Annotated in this window: 20 protein-coding genes and 1 pseudogene; 9 read left to right on the forward strand and 12 right to left on the reverse strand. The window is 46.8% G+C overall.

Annotated features, from left to right (window positions below; all coding sequences use genetic code 11):
• Positions 1 to 1,601 (forward strand): tetratricopeptide repeat protein (locus H6G03_RS32095; RefSeq protein WP_206756657.1); only part of this gene is annotated, 1,601 nt, incomplete at its 5' end.
• Between the two features lie 205 nt (positions 1,602 to 1,806).
• Here the strand turns inward: H6G03_RS32095 and H6G03_RS32100 are convergent.
• The 3 genes from H6G03_RS32100 to H6G03_RS32110 form a co-directional block, all read right to left on the reverse strand.
• Positions 1,807 to 3,264 (reverse strand): protein adenylyltransferase SelO, encoded by a 1,458-nt coding sequence (locus H6G03_RS32100; RefSeq protein WP_190474062.1) that lies wholly within the window; start codon positions 3,262 to 3,264, stop codon positions 1,807 to 1,809.
• A gap of 123 nt (positions 3,265 to 3,387) precedes the next feature.
• Complete coding sequence (locus H6G03_RS32105; protein WP_190474064.1) at positions 3,388 to 3,849, reverse strand: Spy/CpxP family protein refolding chaperone; 462 nt, start codon at positions 3,847 to 3,849, stop codon at positions 3,388 to 3,390.
• 533 nt (positions 3,850 to 4,382) lie between these two features.
• Positions 4,383 to 6,692: a RelA/SpoT family protein gene (locus H6G03_RS32110; RefSeq protein WP_190474067.1), complete on the reverse strand. Its 2,310-nt coding sequence runs from the start codon at positions 6,690 to 6,692 to the stop codon at positions 4,383 to 4,385.
• A 486-nt stretch (positions 6,693 to 7,178) separates the two neighbouring features.
• On the opposite strand from H6G03_RS32110, the gene patD reads away from it, so the two are divergent.
• The 3 genes from patD (at position 7,179) to H6G03_RS32125 (ending at position 9,997) form a co-directional block, all read left to right on the forward strand.
• On the forward strand, positions 7,179 to 7,574 hold the full coding sequence (gene patD, locus H6G03_RS32115) for a heterocyst frequency control protein PatD (RefSeq protein ID WP_190474069.1): 396 nt from the start codon (positions 7,179 to 7,181) through the stop codon (positions 7,572 to 7,574).
• A gap of 70 nt (positions 7,575 to 7,644) precedes the next feature.
• A complete protein-coding gene (locus tag H6G03_RS32120) occupies positions 7,645 to 8,205 on the forward strand; it encodes a zf-TFIIB domain-containing protein (protein WP_190474072.1) in 561 nt (186 codons plus the stop codon).
• Between the two features lie 76 nt (positions 8,206 to 8,281).
• Entirely contained in the window at positions 8,282 to 9,997 is a 1,716-nt protein-coding gene (locus H6G03_RS32125; RefSeq protein ID WP_190474073.1) for a dipeptide ABC transporter ATP-binding protein, read from the forward strand.
• Between the two features lie 56 nt (positions 9,998 to 10,053).
• Here H6G03_RS32125 and H6G03_RS32130 read toward each other — a convergent pair whose 3' ends face one another.
• From H6G03_RS32130 to H6G03_RS37595, 3 genes are all read right to left on the reverse strand, one after another.
• Positions 10,054 to 11,067, reverse strand: coding sequence for a type I glyceraldehyde-3-phosphate dehydrogenase (locus H6G03_RS32130; RefSeq protein ID WP_190474076.1), 1,014 nt, complete (start codon positions 11,065 to 11,067; stop codon positions 10,054 to 10,056).
• 148 nt (positions 11,068 to 11,215) lie between these two features.
• Positions 11,216 to 11,863 (reverse strand): nicotinate (nicotinamide) nucleotide adenylyltransferase, encoded by a 648-nt coding sequence (gene nadD, locus H6G03_RS32135; protein WP_190474077.1) that lies wholly within the window; start codon positions 11,861 to 11,863, stop codon positions 11,216 to 11,218.
• A gap of 103 nt (positions 11,864 to 11,966) precedes the next feature.
• Complete coding sequence (locus H6G03_RS37595) at positions 11,967 to 12,137, reverse strand: hypothetical protein (protein WP_206756658.1); 171 nt, start codon at positions 12,135 to 12,137, stop codon at positions 11,967 to 11,969.
• An 89-nt stretch (positions 12,138 to 12,226) separates the two neighbouring features.
• Here H6G03_RS37595 and murC point away from each other — a divergent pair, with 89 nt between their 5' ends.
• From murC to H6G03_RS32150, 3 genes are all read left to right on the forward strand, one after another.
• A complete protein-coding gene (murC, locus tag H6G03_RS32140; RefSeq protein WP_190474079.1) occupies positions 12,227 to 13,786 on the forward strand; it encodes a UDP-N-acetylmuramate--L-alanine ligase in 1,560 nt (519 codons plus the stop codon).
• A gap of 54 nt (positions 13,787 to 13,840) precedes the next feature.
• Positions 13,841 to 14,833 (forward strand): UDP-N-acetylmuramate dehydrogenase, encoded by a 993-nt coding sequence (gene murB / locus H6G03_RS32145; RefSeq protein WP_190474082.1) that lies wholly within the window; start codon positions 13,841 to 13,843, stop codon positions 14,831 to 14,833.
• Positions 14,834 to 14,931: 98 nt separating this feature from the next.
• Positions 14,932 to 15,276, forward strand: a complete 345-nt coding sequence (locus tag H6G03_RS32150; RefSeq protein WP_190474084.1) for a YbaB/EbfC family nucleoid-associated protein — start codon at positions 14,932 to 14,934, stop codon at positions 15,274 to 15,276.
• Between the two features lie 76 nt (positions 15,277 to 15,352).
• Here H6G03_RS32150 and H6G03_RS32155 read toward each other — a convergent pair whose 3' ends face one another.
• On the reverse strand, positions 15,353 to 15,883 hold the full coding sequence (locus H6G03_RS32155; RefSeq protein ID WP_190474085.1) for an orange carotenoid protein N-terminal domain-containing protein: 531 nt from the start codon (positions 15,881 to 15,883) through the stop codon (positions 15,353 to 15,355).
• A 263-nt stretch (positions 15,884 to 16,146) separates the two neighbouring features.
• Between H6G03_RS32155 and H6G03_RS32160 the strand changes: the two genes are divergently transcribed.
• Positions 16,147 to 16,518 (forward strand): hypothetical protein, encoded by a 372-nt coding sequence (locus tag H6G03_RS32160; protein WP_190474087.1) that lies wholly within the window; start codon positions 16,147 to 16,149, stop codon positions 16,516 to 16,518.
• A 257-nt stretch (positions 16,519 to 16,775) separates the two neighbouring features.
• The gene (locus H6G03_RS32165; RefSeq protein ID WP_190474089.1) at positions 16,776 to 17,456 is read left to right on the forward strand and encodes a glutathione S-transferase family protein; all 681 of its coding nucleotides are present in this window, start codon (positions 16,776 to 16,778) and stop codon (positions 17,454 to 17,456) included.
• Between the two features lie 283 nt (positions 17,457 to 17,739).
• Here H6G03_RS32165 and crtB read toward each other — a convergent pair whose 3' ends face one another.
• The 5 genes and pseudogenes from crtB to H6G03_RS32190 form a co-directional block, all read right to left on the reverse strand.
• A complete protein-coding gene (gene crtB / locus H6G03_RS32170) occupies positions 17,740 to 18,669 on the reverse strand; it encodes a 15-cis-phytoene synthase CrtB (RefSeq protein ID WP_190474091.1) in 930 nt (309 codons plus the stop codon).
• Entirely contained in the window at positions 18,653 to 20,095 is a 1,443-nt protein-coding gene (gene pds, locus H6G03_RS32175) for a 15-cis-phytoene desaturase (RefSeq protein WP_190474093.1), read from the reverse strand. Before pds ends, crtB begins: the two co-directional genes overlap by 17 nt.
• Before the next feature lie 212 nt (positions 20,096 to 20,307).
• A complete protein-coding gene (locus H6G03_RS32180) occupies positions 20,308 to 20,649 on the reverse strand; it encodes a DUF5615 family PIN-like protein (protein ID WP_190474095.1) in 342 nt (113 codons plus the stop codon).
• Between the two features lie 3 nt (positions 20,650 to 20,652).
• The gene (locus H6G03_RS32185) at positions 20,653 to 20,979 is read right to left on the reverse strand and encodes a DUF433 domain-containing protein (RefSeq protein WP_190474097.1); all 327 of its coding nucleotides are present in this window, start codon (positions 20,977 to 20,979) and stop codon (positions 20,653 to 20,655) included.
• Between the two features lie 119 nt (positions 20,980 to 21,098).
• A pseudogene (locus H6G03_RS32190) lies at positions 21,099 to 21,584 on the reverse strand (Rpn family recombination-promoting nuclease/putative transposase); the annotation flags it as partial.
• Between the last annotated feature and the right edge of the window lie 103 nt (positions 21,585 to 21,687).

Raw genomic sequence — 21,687 nt, forward strand, 5'->3', positions numbered from 1 at the left:
AATGTGCTGTTACTATTTTTCGCCGCAGATCGAGGGAATATGCTTTCATTAGCTTTGACTACAACAATCATATCTTATTGTACCTCTTTACAGCGGGAACCGCTGTATCTCTGGCAATGGAGCAAGAATTTTACAATCGAGGTATAGACAAGTTTCGTCAGGGCGACATCTCCGGAGCAATTCACGAATTTAATCGAGTTTTGCGAATAAATCCGCAGTTTGGTGACGCCTACTATCAACGGGGTTTAGCAAAGTTTGATTCCCAAGATATACAGGGTGCAATTGAAGATTACGATCGCGCTTTGCAAATCGATCCTAATAATATAGAAGCTTACTTCGGGCGAAGTCTAGCTCGCTTAGCTTTGGGAAATATTGAAGCAGCAATAGCAGATGCCGATCGCTTACTAAAAATAAATCCAAACTATGCACCAGGTTACAATCTGAGAGCAACTGCTTGCCGGAAATTGGGCAATATACAAGCCGCGATCGCTAACTATAAAAAAGCCGCAGAAATCTACCTAGAACAAAAAGATGTGGCTAAATGCCGTCAGTGTCTAGATAATATTCGCCAGTTACAGCCGCCAAATCCTGCTAATCAAAATCCCAATCACACTAATACTCAATTTAATGCGGAAGATTTTATTGAGCGAGCATATCAAAAAGGAATTTCGGGACAGTACGGTGCAGCAATTGAGGATTTTGATTGGTTGCTGCAACTTAATTATCAAGACGATCGACTTTACTACAAACGAGGTTTGATGCACTCAAAACTCGGATATCATTTACGAGCAATTGATGATTTCGATCGAGCCTTAAGCATTAAACCAAACTTAGCAGAAGCTTATTATCATAGAGGAATTGCTCGTACTGGTTTTGGAGATAAATTTAATGCGATCGCAGATTTTGAACTAGCCGCAAATCTATTTCAAAAAAGAGGAGATTCTGCTAATTATCAAAAAGCTTTAGATGAAAAAATAAAAACCGAAACTTATTTGACAAAAGCGAAAGAAACCTTAAAAGCAAAGACAGATTTATTTCAAGTTAAAATCAAACGTCGCGAAGGTGGAACGCCAGTAATTGATGTGTTATTCAACAATCGGCACGCTTTTGAAATGCTTTTAGATACTGGCGCTTCCCACACCACAATAACCCCACAAATGGCAGCGACATTAAATGTAGTTACTGTTGGGATAGAAAGAGCAGTCATCGCCAACGGACAATTAATTGAATCGCTCATGGGAAATGTAGGTTCAATTGCCGTTGGTGGGATTGTAGTGCATAACTTATTAATAGCTATTGGCGCAATTCCACTTTTGGGACAAAACTTTTTTGGGAACTACGATTTAACTATTAAGCAAGATGTAATCGAATTTCGAGTTAGGTCAAAAACTCAAGCTAGCACCTCAGAAAAATTTACAGAGAATCCCAGAGGCAAAGTTAGCAACGAATTGCAAAGTAAACTACTCACTTTAGTAGGAGGAAATTGGGCTACTGCTGAGCGGTTAATTGAACAAGAAAAGCAAAAAAATCCAGGTAAGTCAGAAAATTGGTATTGGGAAAAAGTGATTTACGATTTAGAACGCGATCGCGGAGTTTATTAATACTAAAATTATAAATTTTGCTCTCACAAATTATCGTAATAAGCTAAATATAACACTTAAAATTAATAACGATCGCGCCAAGCCTAACCGCCTTTGTAAATATCTATTCTTCTTTGCGTCCCTCTGCGAGAACCTCTGCGAACCTTTGCGTTAAAAAAATAATTAAAGTAAGGTGGGCAATGCCCACCCTACAGACATTAAATTCCTAATTTTTAGACCAAATACGCTTTAACAAATCGTAAAAAGGCTGCCAATTATCTTCTTGTACAATTGGCTCCCAAATCGATTCTATCACCGGACGAACTATGACTGTTATGGGATTGCGATCGCACAACATCCCCTCCACCTTATCCATCTCCTCAACAGGCAAACTCTGCAACACCAAATGATATAAATTTCGCCATTTATCGAACAAATTTGACTGCTCAAACGATTGTACAATAGCAGCACCATTGAAAATCTTACTGACATCTTCTCGCCACTTACTAGAAAAGTGCCGCCTTAATTCCGCAAAGAACTCGTGATAACCCACCTGAGTATCATTCAAAAGTTGAACAGTAAGGAAAAACAACTCATCTGCTGCTGCACTTTGCGTTCCCTCAAAACCCAACTTATTGAGCATCAACTGCTTATACATCGATAGATAATGCTCCTCAAACTGTGCCAAAGCAACTTCCATATCAGCTAGAGGAATCACCGCCACCAATGGTTGCTGAAGCATTTCCAAATTCAAATGACAAATACTTGCTTGATTGCTGTAACTATAACGCCCGTAATAATCAAAATATGCCGCCGTAAATTGGGGATTGTAAGTAGGGATAAAAGCATAAGGCCCATAATCGAAACTTTCCCCCGTAATTGACATATTATCTGTATTCAAGACAGCATGACAAAAACCAGCCGCCATCCATTGCGCCACTAATTCTGCCACCCGTTGCACTAATTGTGCGTAGAATTGGGAGTACTTGTCAGGTGTTCCTTGTAAAGCGGGATAATACTGTGCGATTACATGGTCTAACAGCTTTTGAATTAAATCCTTGCGACCGATATATTGCAAACGCTCAAACGTACCAAACCGAATATGCGAACGATTAAAACGCACCATCACCGATGACCGAGTAGGCGAAGGTTCATCTCCCCGCCATAAAGATTCGCCAGTTTCAATCATGCTCAAACAGCGAGATGTTCGCACACCCATTTGGTACAGCATTTCAGCTGCAAGAACTTCCCGCACGCCGCCTTTGAGAGTTAATCGTCCATCACCGCCGCGAGAGTAAGGCGTTCTACCGGAACCTTTCGTACCGAAGTCGTACAATTCCCCATCAGTTCCGCGAACTTGTCCGTAGAGAAAACCTCTGCCATCGCCCAAAAATGGGTTGTATTCGCCAAATTGATAACCGTGATAGCGCAACGCTAAAAAAGGCGATCGACCCTCAAACTTGCCAAAGGCTTCGATGAAATGGTAATCGGTTACTTGTTGAGGATCTAGTCCCAGTAGGGGAAGCAGTCGATCGTTCCGAAACCGCAGCATATGTCTGGGGAATTCAGCCGCTGCGACTCGATCGAAATAATCCTCTCCCAAACCTTCCAACGCCGGTTCATAATTGAGTGTCAGCAAAGGATTGGAGGAATTTGTATTTGTTCCGGTTGTAGCTGAGTTCATTTAAATTCAAATTGACTATTGCTTAAATTTTGCCAGTTATTTACAGAAATTAGACGGCTATGCGAAAAGGGAGGCTATCTCAAAAATAACCCCCCTGCTATAGATTTGTGAGTTGAGTATAATCTACCTTTGACTGCTGGGACGATTTTGTTGCACTTGCTGTTGCAGTCTTTGCAGTTGTTCTGCTGTCAAAACTCCTCGAATTTGCTGGTTAGAAGTTTCCACAATTGAGCGAATCCGATTGATTTTCTCTTGTTCTAAATTAAGGGAACGTAGTGCTGTACCGGGATTTTGGCCGGATTGAACTGCTTGGGCAAATCTATTCCGCTGGTCTGGAGTTAATACCGACTCAATTTGTTGTTGTCTGTTGACAAGAATATCTCGTATTTGTTGCACCTGCCCAGGAGTAAGACCCAATACTTCCTCTACTGTAGCTGGACGATTAGAAGGGTTTGTGGGTTGCGCGGGTTGTGCGGGAGGAGTATTGGGACTGGAGTTTTGTGAAAAGGCAATACCGGGTACAAGAGTAGCTAGGGCTACTGCGGTGGCGGCGAAGGAGATGCGCTGGGCGAGATTAAAAGCCATTCAAGAAAATCCTAAAAAACTGATAAGGATGAGTTTGGGCAGTTACGTTCTGCTAGATTTAGCAGACTGAAAGCGGACATCGGGCTGAGAACCGAAAGGCTTTGACGTTTGCTTGCTGCTACCCTGTTCCCCACAAATAGAGAAGGCTTCCCCTACAGCAGGTTTCTACGATACAGGCGATCGCAGATTCTCCTATACTAATCCTTGCAACTTATGCTGTGGCTCAACAGGTGGGGAGAATTTAGGATTTTTACAAGCGCAAATATAGCGTTCTGTTCCCCAGTTCTAGTTATACTCAGGAGCTGGTAAAATTTGTATGGAAACTAGACGACCAGCTTTTTATTCAAACAAATCTTGGCGCAATCCAACTACTCTGGGGCACAGAGGAAGTAATGCTTGGGAAAGGAACCACCTCTAGGTTGAGTACCGCAAGCAACTCAGTCCAAGTAGACTCGTTCAACCAAGAATCCCCCGATAGGAAATCGGGGGAGTGTCAAAAAAGCAGAACCAACCAGAGCGCAACTGTCAAGCACTTAGAGCTTTTGTTCTTCCACCTGACTGATGCGACGCAAATTCAAAACATCGCTCATTTTCTTAATTTGCACGAAAACACGCTCCAGCTGCTGATAATTTTCGATATCAATGCCCAAATCGATTAAAGCGGGGCGTCCCTCAAAGGTTTTTACCTGCGCGTTGCGGACATTGACATTATTATCGGTTAGACGAGAGAGGATATCTTTAAGAACTCCCACGCGATCGAGTACTTCAATTTGAATATTGACCGGATATGTTTGGGGACGAGCGCCATCCGAGTCGGTGGGATTCCACTTCACAGGTACGAGGCGATCGCCCTGCACGTTTTCCACATTGTTACATCCCTGCCTGTGGATAGAAATACCCCGACTGCTGCGCGTCACCACACCGATAATCGCTTCGCCGGGAATCGGATTGCAACACCCAGCCAGATAATAAAGCAATCCTTCCACTCCTGCGATCGGCGAGCTCGTGCGAGATTGTACCCCACCCTTACTGCCATTAGCAGATGCACTGGAACGCTGCGTTGTGGGAAGCGGCGGTAACACTTCTGGAGCGGGAGCAATAGGTTGCTGAGACTTCACAGCTTCTCGGATACGATTTACCACTAAGTTGAGCGTTACTTCCCCGTAACCCAAAGCAGCCAGTAAATCTTCTACACTATGGTAATTACATCGTTCCGCCACCGCCTGCATGGGTTCAGACTTCAGCAAAGCTTCAAAACCGCTTTTACCCAATTCCTTTTCTAACAGTTCCCGACCGCGAGCGACATTTTCGTCGCGGTGACTGCGCTTATACCATTGCCGAATCCTGTTTCTGGCGGAAGGAGTCACCACAAAATTCAGCCAATCCAAACTGGGGTGGCTGTTTTTCAGGGTGATAATTTCTACGATATCCCCATTCTTCAACGGCGTACCCAGCGGCACCATCCGCCCATTCACTTTAGCACCCGCGCAGTGATGACCCACCTCTGTGTGGATGCGATAGGCAAAATCGACTGGTGTCGCTTTCTGACTCAGGGAGATCACATCGCCTTTAGGCGTGAAGACGTACACATCGTCTTCAAATAAATTATCTTTGACGCTCTCAATATATTCCTGAGCATCTTTCAAATCGTTTTGCCATTCCAACAACTGCCGCAACCAGGTAAACTTCTCATCCGATGCTGTCAGCTGAGTGTTAGAACGACCGGTTTCCTTGTATTTCCAATGCGCGGCGATACCGTATTCCGCAATGCGGTGCATTTCCTGGGTACGGATCTGCACCTCGATCGGACGCCCCGTTGGGCCAATAACTACAGTATGCAGCGACTGATAGCGGTTGGGTTTCGGCAAACCGATGTAATCTTTAAATCTGCCAGGAACCGGTCGGAAGGCATCGTGAACAACTGCTAAAGAGCGATAGCATTCATCTTTGCTCTCGACAATAATGCGAATTGCCGCCAGATCGTAAATTTCATGAAATTCTTTTTGCTGGCGCTGCATTTTCAGGAAAATACTGTAAAGGTGCTTGGGACGACCGCTCAGCTCCTGGCAACGAATTCCCGTTTCTTCCAGACGCTCCCGCAGAATTTTTGTGACATTTGTGAGTCTTTCCTCTCGATCTGTGCGCTTTTCAGCAACTAACTCCTGTATTTGGCGATATGATTCGGTTTCCAGATATTTAAACGCCAAATCTTCCAGTTCCCACTTAAAGCGCCCGATCCCCAGACGATTGGCCAAAGGAGCAAAAATTTCTCGCGTTTCCTGAGCAATGCGGCGACGCTTTTCGTCAGACAGGTGTTCTAGCGTTCGCATATTATGGAGGCGATCGGCCAGTTTCACCACAATTACCCGAATATCTTGAGCCATTGCCAGAAACATTCGGCGGAAGTTTTCCGCTTGTCGCTCGGTTTTGCTGGAGAAATTTTCCGAAAACTTAGACAATTTGGTGACACCTTCCACCAATCGACGCACTTCTGAGCCAAACCGCTGTTCGATCTCTTCCACAGTGACATCAGTATCTTCAACGACATCGTGCAGGAATCCAGCTGCGATCATCGCCCCCGATCCGCCTAAATCTCGCAACAAACCTGCCACTGCAACTGGATGACAGATATAAGGTTCTCCGGATTTGCGATACTGTCCGTCGTGGAGTTTATAAGCAAATTCAAAGGCTCGACAAATTAACCCTGTGTCTGCGGGATCGCAGGCTTCTGGCCCAGCACACAAACATTCCTGTAGCCAGTCAGGAATTACACAGTGATTACTGGAAGTAGTCGAATTAGTCGAGGTAGTCGAATTAGTCGAGGTAGTAGCCGTTGCGTTCATAATTTTGAGCTTAACCCTTAAAAATAGTAAGGTTCTCAGAACTCTTGCCCTCAAAGTGGCGGTGTCTTTACCCTGGTTCGCCGCTTTTATTGGGTCTGCGCCTTGCCCTTGTGACTGGGGAAAATCATCAAGGGTATATTTAACAATATTCTCAATGGGGAATGCGATCGCTCCCCAAAATCTAAAATTTACTGTAAGCTTTCACCCTCTTGCCTGCTGGGTAACGGGTAAAAAGTACAAAATGTGGATGGTGCATTTAAAACCAGAAATTCTGCTCTGAAACTGAAGTCTGGGGCATGATGCCAAAAATGCTGGCTTCACTAACAGACTATATGGCGCTTAAATCAAAAAGTGCTTTTTCTGCGCCCAAACAACTAGCATCGAGGAATGGCTCAGCACCCTCCAAGTAACTTTTAGTTCTTTCTTGTCTTAAGTTAAAAGACAAAATTGTTTACATAGATTCTATCTTAAGGATGGATTTGCTGAATGTTGCCGCAAGATATTAGCGATCGCTATCAAAAATTTCAGCTAGCCTTAGAAAGGCTAGAACAGATAGCTACTGAAGACAACACCGACTCAGCGCAACTGAGAGATAGTTTTGGCACAGCCCAACAAATTTTTCAGAGTCAAATAGCTTCTTTAAGCGGGGATCGTCCAGATTCAGCTATCTTGCCTCGCGTGCAGTCTTACTTAACTGAAATCGATAAGCAAATGCGCCTGCTCTTAATGGACGTAATGTTTTTGCAAGCAGCACGACGAAGCGAAACAGCACAAGCTAGGTTGGCGCAGATACGCGATCGGCTTCATACTTTGATGGAGTACTGTCAGGCACTCCGGCAAATCGAGAACAGCGACTCAACTGGTAGGGGCAAACCTGCTTAAATATGATGACGGGTTTTACCGCTCCCGTAAAATCTATAGGGGATAGAGTTTAGGCAAGGATCGAGAAACTGTGCAATGTCCAAAAGATAAGAACATAACGCTAGTTGATGGCACGTTATCCAATAAATTATCTGTAAAGTGCTGCCCTGAGTGTCAAGGTAATTGGATTCCCGGTGAAGAATATCAAACTTGGCAAATTCGTCAACCTCAACAGCACGCGAAGCCGGAGATGCTAGCTCAAACCCTAAAAGTGAATTTTGTCCAGCCTCCCTTGGATAACAAAGCTGCCTTGTGTCCGGAGTGTCAGCACTACCTATCGCGAGCCAAAGTTCACTACAGGACTCCGTTTTACGTAGAACGCTGCACCTATTGTGGCGGCGTCTGGTGCGACAAGGGGGAGTGGGAGGTCTTGGAAAAACTGGGACTGCATACTACCATTGAACAAATGTTTTCCCCGGAATGGCAAATGCGGGCACGCGAGCAGGAATACGCAGAGAAAGAGCGACAGGCCACAATTGACAAACTAGGGCCAGAAGTAGCGACAATGGTCTTTGCACTAGCAGAAGTTTTGGAACAACATCCCAACGGAGAGTTTGGCGTCACCTACCTGATGCGACGATTTGATAAGTAAGTCAAGTTCGCGGTTCACAGTTCATAGTTCATCGCCACGAACCATGAGCTATGAACCACAATAAAAAATAAACAATATGAGTAAAGCTTTATTTTCTGTCGAAAATCTGCGTGTAGCTTATCCCAATAGTCAGCTTGTCGGTAAAAACGGCGAACTCCCTCCTCAGCGTTGGGCAGTGGATGGCGTTTCTTTTACTCTACAACCGGGCGAACGTTTGGGATTGGTAGGCGAATCTGGCTGCGGCAAATCAACTCTGGGACGTGCAGCTATGCGGTTGCTTCCCCCATCGACGCAGGTGGAAGGGGGTGTTTATTTTGAAGGTCAATCTGTTTTCGATCTAAATCCTTCTGCGTTGCGCCGATTTCGAGGGGAAGCGGTGGCGCTAATTTTTCAAGACCCAATGACGCGCCTCGATCCCCTGATGAAAATAGGAGAACATTGTATTGAAACGCTAAAATCCCATCAACCGCATTTGTCCAGGCGTCAAGCTAAAGAAAAGGCGATCGAAACTCTGGCAGCTGTAAAGATTCCGGCAAATCGTTGGTCGCAATATCCCCACGAGTTTAGCGGTGGAATGCGACAGAGGGTGGCGATCGCGCTTGCTTTGCTCCTCAATCCCAAACTCATTGTCGCCGATGAACCTACCACCAGTTTGGATGTTACCGTTTCGGCACAGATTTTGGAAGAACTAACCCGTTTGTGTCGAGAACGGGATATGGCTTTACTCCTAATTTCCCACGATCTGGCAATGGTAGGAGAATACTGCGATCGTATGGCGGTGATGTATGCCGGACAAATGGTCGAAACTGGTTCCACCGACTCAGTTCTCCAACATCCCCAACATGAATATACGCGATCGCTCCTGCAAGCAGCTCTTCACATTCAAGCCGTCAGCGATAAGGGAGCGGGAGAGCAGGGGAGTGGGGGAGTGGGGGAGAAAATAGTACTTACCTCTTTGCAAGCAAGTACTTCCCCATCTCCTATTCTGCGGGTTAAGGATTTAAAACAGCACTATAGCTTAGAAGGAAATTTTCTCACCCAGTTCTTTGCCAAAAATATCCCAGTTATCAAAGCCGTAGATGATGTCAGCTTAGAGCTGTACCCAGGTGAAATCCTGGGATTGGTGGGAGAATCCGGTTGCGGGAAGAGTACCCTATCCAGAACCATTTTGCAGCTGAAAAAGCCGACTTCTGGAAATGTAGAGTTTCTCGGACAGGAACTCACGAACTTGTCTGCCGAATCCATGCGACTGACGCGGCGACAAATCCAAATGGTATTTCAAGACCCTCACGCTTGCCTCAATCCGCGTATGACGATCGGACAGAGTATCGCCGATCCCCTGTATATTCACAAACTCGCCAGTCAAGATGAAGCAAAAGAGCGAGTCATACAGATGTTGGAGCGGGTTGGTTTAACACCGTCATCTGAATATTACCACCGCTATCCCTCCGATCTATCTGGAGGACAGCAACAGCGGGTGGCGATCGCACGCGCCTTGATTACCCGTCCCAAACTGATTATCTGCGACGAACCGGTCAGTATGCTCGACGCTCACGTCCAGACCCAGGTACTGGAATTAATGTTGGAACTAAAGGCAGAATTCGATCTCACCTATTTGTTTATTACTCACGACCTTTGGGTGGCGAGATTTTTCTGCGATCGCATCGCCGTTATGAATGCCGGTCGCATCGTCGAACTAGGTAAAACCGACGACATTTTTACAAATCCCCAGCATTATTACACGCAAACTTTACTCAATGCAGCGCCTCTGCTAGCTAGAGCTAGCGGTTGAGCTTAGCGGCAAATGGGGTGGGCGGTGCCCACCCTAATGACTGAGCGATAGACTAACTAATTAACCCACTTCTGAGCTACCAGTTCTGCCAAATCCACAACTCGTTGGCTGTAACCCCACTCGTTGTCGTACCAAGCTACCACCTTAACCATATCGTTGCCCATCACCATCGTCAGACTAGCATCGACGATCGAAGAAGCATCGGTACCGCGATAGTCAGAAGAAACCAGCTCCAGGTCGCTGTATTCCAGAATCCCTTTCAGAGGGCCTTCTGCGGCTTCCTTAAGAACTTGGTTTACTTCTTCTGCAAACGTATTCTTTTCGACTTGCACCACCAAATCCACCACAGAAACGTTAGGAGTTGGTACGCGCAAAGCGATGCCGTTCAGTTTGCCTTTCAGGGCCGGTACTACCAGAGCCACTGCTTTAGCAGCGCCGGTCGAAGTTGGTACGATGTTCATTGCTGCTGCCCGTGCCCGACGCAAATCCCGGTGAGAAGCATCCAGCAAGCGTTGGTCGCCCGTGTAGCTGTGGGTGGTAGTCATCGTGCCTTTGATGATGCCGAATTTTTCGTGCAGCACCTTGGCAATGGGTGCCAGACAGTTGGTCGTACAGCTAGCATTGCTGATGATCCAGTGCTTATGGTGGTCGTATTCGTCTTGATTGACTCCTACCACAAAAGTGCCGTCATCATTTTTACCGGGAGCGGTAATCAGAACTTTCTTCGCGCCAGCATTTAAGTGCTTGGTAGCGCCTTCCTTGCTGACAAACACACCTGTCGATTCAATGATCAGGTCAATTTCCCATTCTTTCCAGGGCAAGTTTTCCGGATTGCGATCGGATACGCATTTCACCGTCTTGCCATTTACGGTGATGGAGTTGTCATCATAACTAATATCGGCATTCAACTTCCCCAGCATCGTGTCATACCTTAGCAGGTGGGAGTTGGTTTTTGGGTCAGAGGTGTCGTTAATAGCAACTAGATCGATTTGGCTATTTTCTCTGCCCAGCCAGCAGCGCATAAAGTTACGCCCGATGCGTCCAAAACCGTTGATCGCTACTCTAATCACTGCGTCTTGCCCTCTATCTACTCGATTAATCAATCCCTAGTGATGAACCACATCATATCGCAAAGGGTGGACAAATCGAACGACAAATCGAACTGTATTTAGGGGTAGGGGATCGTACTGTTTGGGATCGTCAGGAGATGAATTTTGCCTACACAATGGGGCGGATGCCTTGTTCTGCCTCCAAGTAAGTTCTTACGGCTTCAGGAACCAGATAGCGAATCGATCTCGACTGGCGGCAGTACTGACGAATCAGACTGGATGATACTTCCACACTGGGCATTTGCAGAACCTGCCAGCGAATTTCTATGCACTGAGAATTAAGTTGTTGAACTACCTGCTGGCAGAGGAAATCAACAGAGGCAGATCGATCGCCCACAAAGTCGGTCAAACATCGCGGGCGCGGCGCTACCAGCCAATCGCACGCTGGTACGATTTCCTGACGCCGATACCATTTGGGTAAAGTTTGAAAGGCGTCTGAGCCAATAATCCAGTACCAGTGGGTATTCGGGTAAAGCGAGCGCAGATCTTCTAGCGTCTCGATCGCATAAGAAGAACCGATAAGTTGTTTTTCCTTTGGTAAGAGGAGAAAATCTGGGCGATCGTAAGTAGCTAATTGCACTAATTGCCAACGTAGATCGAAATCCAACCAACAAGAGTGCAATTTGTGAGGAGGGCAGCGAGCTGGTACCCAGATGACCAGATCTAACGCTAGCTCAGACAAAGCAGTCTCTGCGATTAATAGATGTCCCCAGTGTACGGGATCGAAGGTACCACCGAAGATTGCCACTTTCCGCATAAATGAATAGTAGCTTTTTGTCGCTCAGCATCCCGGTTCAATTTTAAACTCGGGCAGATCGCTTCCAGATCGTTTTTCCATCTCGTGCCCAGGAGCCGATATACTATCCTGGTAAGTCTGTGGTGCCAAAATTTTCCGGAGCAGGCATATACTTGGCGCTTAAAGATGAAAATACAGTACCTTTAGAAAAACTGTCAAAAAATGCTTTAACCTCTAGCGTAACTGCATCTATTCTCAGGAGATAGATATTTTGGCTAGGAAGGTGAATCAGCATTAAACCTGTATCGTGAAAAAATAATTCCTGCTATGATATCGCCTGTTATGGGTGCAGTGCGGTGTTTGTGTGGTGTGTAAGGAGCTAAGATGCTAAATTCTGTAGATTTTAGCGGGAGACCATTTCATTTCATCGGTATTGGTGGGATCGGAATGTCAGCTCTCGCCTACGTGATAGCGAAACGGAAACTGCCTGTATCCGGATCGGATATTCGCCCAAATCACATTACTCAGCGTTTACAGGCAATAGGGGCTCATATCTTTGGCAGTCAAGACGCCACAAATTTGGAGTTCTTTCGGCTGACCGCAGATTCGGCTCGTGCATCCGAGGCGACCGCTACGGTTACTGTGGGCTCACCTACTCTCAGAATGACGGAGCAAGCCTCATTCCACGAAGGTCGCGCTTTAGTCTCGCTCCCAACAGCTGTTTTGCCTCAAGTTATTTGTTCGACAGCAATTAATCCAGCTAATGCGGAGTATCGAGCTGCGCTTGAGTTAGGTTGTCCCATTTTCCACAGATCGGATTTGCTGGCTGCCCTAATACAGGATTACCGCAGCATAGCGGTAGCAGGTACCCACGGCAAAACTACCACCAGCAGTATGATCGGATATTTGTTGCTGGTGGCCGGTTTAGACCCGACGATTGTAGTTGGAGGCGAGGTGGCCGCATGGGAAGGTAATGCCCGTATGGGAGAAGGTCAATATCTAGTAGCCGAGGCAGATGAATCTGATGGCTCTCTGGTCAAGCTAGCCGCCCAAATTGGGGTGGTGACCAACATCGAACTCGATCATCCAGACCACTACGAAAACTTGGAAGAGGTGATTGCCACATTCCAAGTATTTGGACAACGATGCCAAACCACAGTTGGCTGCATTGACTGCGCTACTGTACGAGATAGGTTAAAACCGACAATTAGCTACAGCCTACAGCCGGATTCTGGGGCTGACTACACCGCAGATTGTGCGGTGTATCGTGCTGATGGCACTACGGCAAGGGTTTGGGAGCGAGGAAAAGTCCTGGGGCAGTTGAATTTGAAGTTGCTGGGCCGACACAATCTCAGTAACGCATTGGCAGCGGTAGCTGTCGGTCGCCACTTAGGCTTGGAATTTGCGACGATCGCGCAAGCGATCGCCACCTTTGAAGGAGCTCGCCGTCGCTTTGAAAATCGCGGAGAGGTCAATGGCATCCGGTTTATCGATGACTATGCCCATCACCCCAGCGAAATTAGCGCTACGCTAGCAGCCGCACGCATTCAAGCGAAGGAATTGAGGCAGTCTTCGTCTGGAAGGGTTGTAGCTATCTTCCAACCTCACCGTTACAGTCGCACGCTGACGTTTTTATCGGAATTCGGTCAGTGCTTCCAAAATGCCGACCTGGCGATCGTCACGGATATCTACAGCGCAGGCGAACAAAACCCAGGCCAAATCAGCGGCGAGCTGGTGGCGGAAGAGATTGCCAAACATCACCCTCAAGTGACGTACCAACCTTCTCTTGAGTCGGTGTATGACTTTCTGACTCAAAATCTCCGCCCTGGCGATCTAGCCCTGTTTCTGGGAGCTGGAAATCTCAATCAGGCAATCCCGGAAGTGATCGCCTTTTATCAAAAGGTCGGTCGAGATGTACATCAAGAATGTCGCCGCAGCGCCTAAGAAAGTGCCAAAAAATATGTTTGCCTCCAGGTTTTAGGGCATATGCAATCAGCTATGACTGTCTCCAATCACTTCTCCCAAGCACTCAAAGTGGCTAGCTCCCAAGCCCCTCACATCAAAATCAATCAGCCAAAAGAAACGTCTCTTTATCTTCCCGGTACGGAGTGTGCGATTAAGTCTGGGGTTTCTCTGGCCAGCCTGACTTCGTTTAAAGTAGGTGGCCCAGCAGAGTGGTATGTCGCTCCCAGGCAGTTGAGCGAGTTAGAAGCAAGTTTTGAATGGGCAATATCCAAAGATCTACCGATTACTCTGCTGGGCGCAGGCTCAAACTTGCTGGTGAGCGATCGCGGTCTGTCCGGTCTTGTCATCTGCACTCGCCATCTTCGTTCCACTCACTTCGACCCACAAACCGGTCAAGTGACTGCCGCTGCTGGAGAACCCCTAGTGCGTCTGGCATGGCAAGCCGCTGAGCGCGGTTGGCAAGGTCTGGAATGGGCAGTTGGCATTCCTGGCACTGTTGGCGGTGCTGCGGTTATGAATGCAGGCGCTCACAATAGCTGTACTGCGGATACTCTGGTCAACGCTCACGTACTTTGCCCGGACGGTAGTATTCAAGTTCTCACTCGCGAAGACCTGGGTTACAGCTACCGCACCTCTATACTGCAAGGTGACAAACGTTTGGTAACGCAGGTTACTTTCCAACTGGAAACGGGAGCAGACCCAGCAACGGTGATGGCATCAACTGCCCAACATCTCAGGCAGCGTCACAGTACCCAGCCTTATAACAAGCCTAGCTGCGGCAGTGTGTTTCGCAATCCAAAACCCCACGCAGCTGGGTGGTTAATTGAGCAAATCGGTCTCAAAGGTCATCGCATCGGCGGTGCTACCGTCGCAGAACGCCACGCTAATTTTATTCTCAATAGCGGCGGGGCAACGGCTAACGATATCTTTCAACTGATTCGCTATGTGCAGTATAAAGTCGAGGAACATTGGTCTTTGCGGTTAGAACCGGAGGTGAAAATTCTCGGAGACTTTCAACCTGTTTAGAGGTGATGGGTAATTGGCGAGCTGTATTAGCCATAACTCTTCGCCTATTATCGATCGCCTGTGTCAAAATCAGGTAGGTACACGCAGTCAATCAAGCTATGTCACAGAAACAGGGATTCGGCTTCGGTCTGGGAAAAATGAAAGAACTAGCCGAAGCTTTTAAGAAAGCTCAGCAGGTTCAGGAAGGTGCAAAAAAGCTTCAAGAAGAATTGGAGCAAATGCAAATTGAAGGAAAGTCTCAAGACGGTTTGGTCAAGGTCGTTCTCAACGGTAACCAAGAACCCCGTAGCGTTGTAATTTCTCCAGACGCTCTCGGACAAGGAGCAGAAGCCCTTTCTGCAACTGTTGCGGCGGCGATGAAAGATGCTTATGAAAAATCTACTGCAACGATGCGGAGTCGTATGGAAGAGTTGACCAGCGGGCTCGAGCTTCCGGGGCTCTAATTTACGATTTAACACCGATAAAGGCAGGGCTATCTGGTAAGCTAGATAGCCCTGCTGTTATTCTATACCTGGCAATCTACAGACTGGGCGTTTTACCTGTTTCAGCTTGACTGGGAATTGGCTTAACGTCGGTGTAGCCCATGTTAGCGGCTACTGTACGCAAAACCGAGATTTGTCCTTCAAAGTCCAGTTTTTCAATTTGGGAAAGGGCATCGTCGATCGCTTTCGTTGCTTGATAACCTTGGGGCAAGTCTACTACTGTTTCACCCATAGCCTGCGCCCAAGCATACCAAACCATCAACTGATTGTTTTCTTTTAAAGCACCGTAGGCACGGGAATATTCTGTGTCTTCGCGATTCACAATTTGGCGCATTACTGCCAGCTGATCGTCATCTGATAATTCGTAAAAGTCTCCCAGCAATTTAGGTGCTAGTTCGGGATCGGTTGCTGTTGGGGCTGCTGGCGTGATTGAGTCTCCCATTTTTTCATAAATAAAATAAAGCAGCGCTAATTTAGCGTCGGTATTCAGCGCTTCAAAGGCACCCACAACTTTTTGTGTTTCTTGTGAAAGAGCTTGAGACTTGATGGTGTTTTGGCCTGCAATCATGAACTTTTCCCATGAAATTTAACTATTTCCTTTTAGAAATATCAGATTTATTTTATGGTAATCGCCCACCAAGAGAAATAGTTTCCTCCCTTCATTTTGGTAGATAAATTATTTTTAAAACAGCGATAGGATATCTATCCTAAGAGAGTCGAAAAGAGCGATGAGGTTTAGTTAGTATTAATTGCACGAATAGAAAAATACCAACCACTCGTGGGGCAGCAATTTTTTTTAGCAAACTCGCGAGCTAAAAATAGGAGAAAATTATGGCTGAAAAAGTGAATCCCAAACCAAACGAAGCACCAACCCATGACGCTCAGCTAGCGGCTGAAAATATAGTTGCAGGTGCAGAGAAAGCTCCAGAAGTTGATGTAAATGCTGATTACGAAGCATCAAAAGCTTTCAGCGTTAGCGAGATCGATCGCACGGGGGCAGGTACACAAGCGGCAGCAGCGGCGACAGCACCTCAATTTGAAGTACGCCAACCGCAAGAAACCACATTTAAAGCAGAACCGACCGACAACCCAGATGACTACATAGATATGGCAAGGGATGTTAACCCTGCATCTGAAGGTGTCGGCAACGTTTCTGACGATCTGGTCAAAAAAGCTTTGGAAAAAGGGAAAGCCGCCCAGTAAGCCGATCGATATTGAGCTAAAGAATAAAGGTTGCGATCGCGCAGTCTGTTCGCTCAACCAGCTAGAGGTTGGGCGTTAATATATTTTGTGCAAATTATTGCCGCGTATTGCTAATCTGGACAATTCTTAATATTGAGAGAGAAAATCTGTAATTTTGAGTCTGGTAAAATATCTCAAGACGATAGTCATGACTTTTGTGCTAATCCTGCTAGCAATGCTCGCAGAATCTTAAAAATTCTTGAGTTTTAAGCATCGAAATGGATATTCTCTACTTCTACAGTCCCGGAGCGTGTTCTCTGTCAGGCCAGGTTGTGCTGGAGTGGCTGGGTGAGCCATATCAACTGTGCCGTGTAGACCCAGCAGTGCGTGCCGGAGAAACGTTTCGTCGAGTCAATCCCCAAGGTAAAGTGCCTGCTTTACGTACAGGCAGCAGATTTGTGGCAGAAAATAGCGCTGTTTTGCTGCATTTAGCAGAACGACAGCCAGATAAAGGGCTTGTGCCACCGATCGGCTCAGCCGATCGCGATTCGCTGCACCAATGGCTTTCTTACTTGGGAAGTGGCTTTCACGTTGCCTTTTACCCCTACTTTGTCGCCTTCCGCTACGTAAAAGACGAAGCATCCTATCCCTCAGTCAAAGAGGCAGCAGTAGAGCAAATTAAGAAGCAGTTCGCCTTCGTGAACGATAATTTGGAAGGCCACGAGTATCTACTCAACGGCACGCGCAGCGTACTCGATCCGTACCTTTATGCTATGTCCCGCTGGGGAAAACGCTTGTTCGATGTAGCGAGCGAGTTTCCCAATGTGGCACGCCATCAGGAAATGATGGAACAAGAGCCAGCAGTCCAATTTGCGCTCTCCACGGAAAAGGCTGAGGCGGCAACTTCGCCTAGCGGCGCTTTCCAAGGACACGTCAATCTTGACGAAGCGGCAAACTGAGGCTGAAAAAGCATTTTAGATTTTGGATTTTGGATTGGCTGGGCTTTGAATATTGTAGAGACGTTTTATGAAACATCTCTACAATATTCGTCAAAATTTTTTGATGATTGCCCTTAAAATGGGAGGCTTGAAACCCCTTTGTTTAGATCCAAAGTTAAAAAACTGGCCTCACAGCTTTACTTGGTGGTAATTATTGATAAATAGACGCGGTTGTGGTAATAAAACAACTGCGCCTATTGTTTGAGATCGGACACAAAATATGCTGCCACATTGGCAGGGGAAGCTAAAGCACTTTTGCTCGCATAGCAGCGATCGGCAAACACAGCATCTTGCGGGGGGTAGAAACATAAGCTCTTTGCCCGAAGACATCGTACTGATTGCGTTCGATCGCATCTAAAATCTGCTGATAGAGCATCATCGCCGCCCAAACTGGCCAACGCGCATCGGGGTTGAGTGCCTTGATACCTTTTTCCGAGATGGCAAAATACTTGCGTGCCCGTTGAATTTGGAAGCGCATCAATTCGCGCCAGCGGTCATCAACTACACCTTTGAAGAGGTCTTCCTCCGTGTAATTAAACAAAGCTAATTCTTCTAAGGGAATGTAGATGCGACCCCGACGGGCATCTTCGCCAACATCGCGGAGAATATTGGTCAGCTGTTTGGCAACTCCCAATGCGATCGCCTCTTCTGTGGGAATGTAAATTCGATCGTCCTTGTTCCAAGGCGCTGTGCGATCGGAGCCATCCACCCCCAGCACCGCTGTGGACATCAACCCAACTGTCCCCGCCACTCGGTAACAGTAGAGGTTCAATTCCTCAAAAGTTTGATACCGACTGCGGTATAAGTCCATTCGTTGCCCTTCGATCATGTCCCGAAATGGCTGAATATCGATCGGGAAATGTTGCACCGTATCGACTAAAGCCACATCTTGATCGTCCACGGGATGACCGGCAAACACGGATTCTAACTGGCGTTCCCAGCTATCCAAAGTTTCTTGCGTTGTCGTACTGGCCTGGGGGCCATCCACCAGTTCATCGGTGCGACGGCACCATGCGTAAATTGCCCAGATGGCGCGACGCTTATCTTCTGGCATCAATAAGGTGCCCAAATAAAATGTCTTGCCGTATTTGGCAGTAATCTGACGACAGAGTTCGTAAGCGTTCTCCAAAGAGGCCAGCGTTCTCATACGAGGGGTATTAGACAGTTGCAGCATTTGTCGCAGGCTGGGAGATTGTCGGGATTTTGGTTGCTTGTGACTCGGTTTGGGGGTGAGCTTCAGCGATCGCCTGCGCTGTCAGCTTACCAGAAAGTGTTGCTCCTTCCATACTCGCTAGGTAACGTTGCATGGTGAAATCACCAGCAAGATAAAAATTTGCTATCGGTGTTTTCTGGGATGGTCGGTGCGCCTGTCGTCCTGGAGTTGCCTTGTAGACTGAGCGCGGGGTTTTTACGACGTGATATTTAAGTAATTTGGCTGGGTTATCTGTGGCGAAGTGGTCGGGGAAGAGTTTTTTGAGTTCTTCCATTGTTGCCGCCACAATTTCTGCATCGGATTTGGAGATCCAATCTTGTGCTGGTGCTAAGACTAATTCCAGCATGGAGCGATCGGGATTGGCGTATTCCCGACAGGTGTTGCTCATATCAGCGTAAACGCTGAGCAGGTGGGAACGGGAGAATAGTAAATGGTCGATATCTGTGAGTTTGCGATCGAACCACAAATGCAGGTTTATGACCGGCACACCTTCTAACCCCTCTAGCTTTTGGAAGAATTCCATTTGCTTCCACTGTTCGGGTAGCATCACCTTCAGCGGATCTACTGGCATGGCGGAAACGTAAATATCGGCGGTTAAAATTTCATCTGCTGCACCATCTAAACCGCGCATGAGGAAACCTTTGACAGTGCCATCCTCATTGAGCAAAAACTCTTTGACTGGAGCATTTAACCGCACTTCGCCGCCCCGTGCCGTGATGTAATCTACGATCGGCTGACACAGGCGTTCAGTTGGAGAACCATCCAAGAATGCCATCTTGGAACCGTTCTTTTCCTGGAGGAAGCGATTGAGAGCGGTGAGCAGTACTGTAGAAGAAATTTCATTGGGGTTAATAAAGTTCAGCGCCTTGGACATAGCGATGAATACTTCTTTTTCTACCCGCAAAGGGATGTTATGGTTTTTTAACCAATCCGACCATGAATATTTGTCCATTTCCTCGACATACTTCTGCCCCTTAATCATGGCAGGAATGAGTCCCAGCCCAAACTGGATCTTTTCTGGCCAGGTGAGCATATCGTTGTTGCCGAGAATTGCTGCAACTCCGTTAAACGGTGCCGGGATATCGGGAAAGTCAAAGCGAGAGTAGGTACCGGGGGCATCTGGTTGGTTAAAGATCATCGTGTGTTCTTTCCACTGCAACCGATCTTCGATGCCCAGTTCTTGGAAGAGCTGCAACATATTCGGGTATGCCCCGAAAAATATATGCAGTCCGGTTTCGTACCAGTCGCCGTCTGCGTCTTTCCATGCGGCAACTTTACCGCCCAGTACATCTCGGCGTTCCAATACTATCGGGGTGTAACCCGCATCCGTGAGATATTTGGCGCAGGAAAGTCCTGCTAGACCCGCTCCAGCGATCGCAACTCGCATTCGATGGTTCTACCCTTACTCGTGCTTGCGTCTTTGTCGTTCTCATTATAAGTTACAGTCCGTTACATTTTATCGCTGTTGCGGAATTGGGAAAAAAGATTTGTACCGCAAAGAAAATATGAGTGAAGGGAAAAGCGGCACTAACTCGCTGGTAAAATAAGCTTGACAAACGAAGCTTTATGTGTTTTGAGTGGGAAGCGATCGCCTCCCATTTATCTAGACGGACGAATCACGCGAATCAATTTTCCTTGCAAGCTTTCCTCAGCATAAATTGCTTCGTTAATACGTGCCGCCATTCGCTCTCTATTCGAGTCGTCTTTGCAAGCAATAATCCCAAAGTGTTCTGGTCGTAAGCGGTGAAGTCGGAAGAAATCTTCTCTATTTAAAGTCAAAACAGCGCGTTTTTCACTGACAGCAAATGCTAAAACTTCTTCATCGGGAATCTTAAGATTTGCCTTTCCTGCTTCCTGTACTGTCAAAACGTCGTGACCGAAACTTCGTAACAATTCTACTACCAGTCTTGGGAATTGTTCGTCTGCATAAAGACGCGCCATCAGTTAATCTTCCTCATTTTTGTCGATCGCTATTTCAATTTCGTTAGGAAAAGCTTCTGCATAAGCCCAAGCATTTGCTAAATCGGCAGCAGATAGAGTTGGATAGTCATATAATAATTGTTCTTCGCTGATACCTAAACGGCGAGCATTCACCAGTACCCAAACAGGGATGCGAGTTTTGGCGATACAAGCTTCGCCACCACACACGCCAGGAGTTTTTTCTATTCCTTGCCAAGTGTTAGTTAAACTTTGGACTAATAGTTGGATTGCTTGAGCTTTTTCGGCTGGATTTAAGGCAAGGAGTTGGGGCTCTAATTCTTTGAGGGTCATAGTTAAGAGTCGGTTTTGAGAGTTAGCTGATATTTAGTTTATATTTTAGCGATCGCAGGCAAAACGATCGCTAAGATGGTGGGCAATAGCGAATGCGATGGCTCTCAAACTCTACGAAGCTCAGCAGATAAGCGCAGGTAAGTGTCAACAAACCCGGAAATCAAACGCATTCGCGCTCGATCGAGCTTTAAAGTAGCCATCAAGCGCAAACATTCAGATTTCACTCGCAGTCGATCCTCTGGCGCTATTTTCATTTTGGCCATTAACGCGCTGGCTGCGGGATTTTGGTAACGCAGAAAATCGCGCCAATTGAGGCGATTTAGCTGAATTACCCGATAATTAAACTCCAGCACTCGCAAATCGGGGAAATCAACCCGATGGCAAGTTGGCTCTGGACGTTGCGGCACATCGTAGGAAAATAAGGCAATGGGATAAATCGGTAAATCGTGTTTCTCGTACAAAAGGGCAAAATAGCGAAACATCCGTTTGCTGAAGTTCCCTCGCGCTTCGGATTGGTGTTCCGTGTGAATCAAGAAAAATGACTCTTGACCATGAAACCTCACCTTGGCGACTAAATCGGCTTCGTATTCTTCCCCAGCAGTTACCAAAATAATGGGTCTAAAGCCCCGTCCTTCTAGGACGGCTTTCTTTGGCTATAATACGCTTATGCTAAATCACTCAGCCTAAGTATGTTGGTATTTGAGGCAA

The organism is Aerosakkonema funiforme FACHB-1375 (genome assembly GCF_014696265.1).
GTDB classification, from domain to species: Bacteria; Cyanobacteriota; Cyanobacteriia; order Cyanobacteriales; family Aerosakkonemataceae; genus Aerosakkonema; species Aerosakkonema funiforme_A.

Excerpts from the sequence above, each read along its gene's own strand:
- H6G03_RS32180 (WP_190474095.1), bottom strand. The coding sequence starts at position 20,649 with ATGGCGCGTCTTTATGCAGACGAACAATTCCCAAGACTGGTAGTAGAA.
- H6G03_RS32150 (WP_190474084.1), top strand. The coding sequence starts at position 14,932 with ATGTCACAGAAACAGGGATTCGGCTTCGGTCTGGGAAAAATGAAAGAA.
- murB (WP_190474082.1), top strand. The coding sequence starts at position 13,841 with ATGACTGTCTCCAATCACTTCTCCCAAGCACTCAAAGTGGCTAGCTCC.
- H6G03_RS32165 (WP_190474089.1), top strand. The coding sequence starts at position 16,776 with ATGGATATTCTCTACTTCTACAGTCCCGGAGCGTGTTCTCTGTCAGGC.
- H6G03_RS37595 (WP_206756658.1), bottom strand. The coding sequence starts at position 12,137 with ATGCTGATTCACCTTCCTAGCCAAAATATCTATCTCCTGAGAATAGAT.
- H6G03_RS32185 (WP_190474097.1), bottom strand. The coding sequence starts at position 20,979 with ATGACCCTCAAAGAATTAGAGCCCCAACTCCTTGCCTTAAATCCAGCC.
- crtB (WP_190474091.1), bottom strand. The coding sequence starts at position 18,669 with ATGCTGCAACTGTCTAATACCCCTCGTATGAGAACGCTGGCCTCTTTG.
- patD (WP_190474069.1), top strand. The coding sequence starts at position 7,179 with ATGTTGCCGCAAGATATTAGCGATCGCTATCAAAAATTTCAGCTAGCC.
- H6G03_RS32125 (WP_190474073.1), top strand. The coding sequence starts at position 8,282 with ATGAGTAAAGCTTTATTTTCTGTCGAAAATCTGCGTGTAGCTTATCCC.
- H6G03_RS32110 (WP_190474067.1), bottom strand. The coding sequence starts at position 6,692 with ATGAACGCAACGGCTACTACCTCGACTAATTCGACTACCTCGACTAAT.
- nadD (WP_190474077.1), bottom strand. The coding sequence starts at position 11,863 with ATGCGGAAAGTGGCAATCTTCGGTGGTACCTTCGATCCCGTACACTGG.
- pds (WP_190474093.1), bottom strand. The coding sequence starts at position 20,095 with ATGCGAGTTGCGATCGCTGGAGCGGGTCTAGCAGGACTTTCCTGCGCC.
- H6G03_RS32105 (WP_190474064.1), bottom strand. The coding sequence starts at position 3,849 with ATGGCTTTTAATCTCGCCCAGCGCATCTCCTTCGCCGCCACCGCAGTA.
- H6G03_RS32155 (WP_190474085.1), bottom strand. The coding sequence starts at position 15,883 with ATGATTGCAGGCCAAAACACCATCAAGTCTCAAGCTCTTTCACAAGAA.
- H6G03_RS32160 (WP_190474087.1), top strand. The coding sequence starts at position 16,147 with ATGGCTGAAAAAGTGAATCCCAAACCAAACGAAGCACCAACCCATGAC.
- murC (WP_190474079.1), top strand. The coding sequence starts at position 12,227 with ATGCTAAATTCTGTAGATTTTAGCGGGAGACCATTTCATTTCATCGGT.
- H6G03_RS32100 (WP_190474062.1), bottom strand. The coding sequence starts at position 3,264 with ATGAACTCAGCTACAACCGGAACAAATACAAATTCCTCCAATCCTTTG.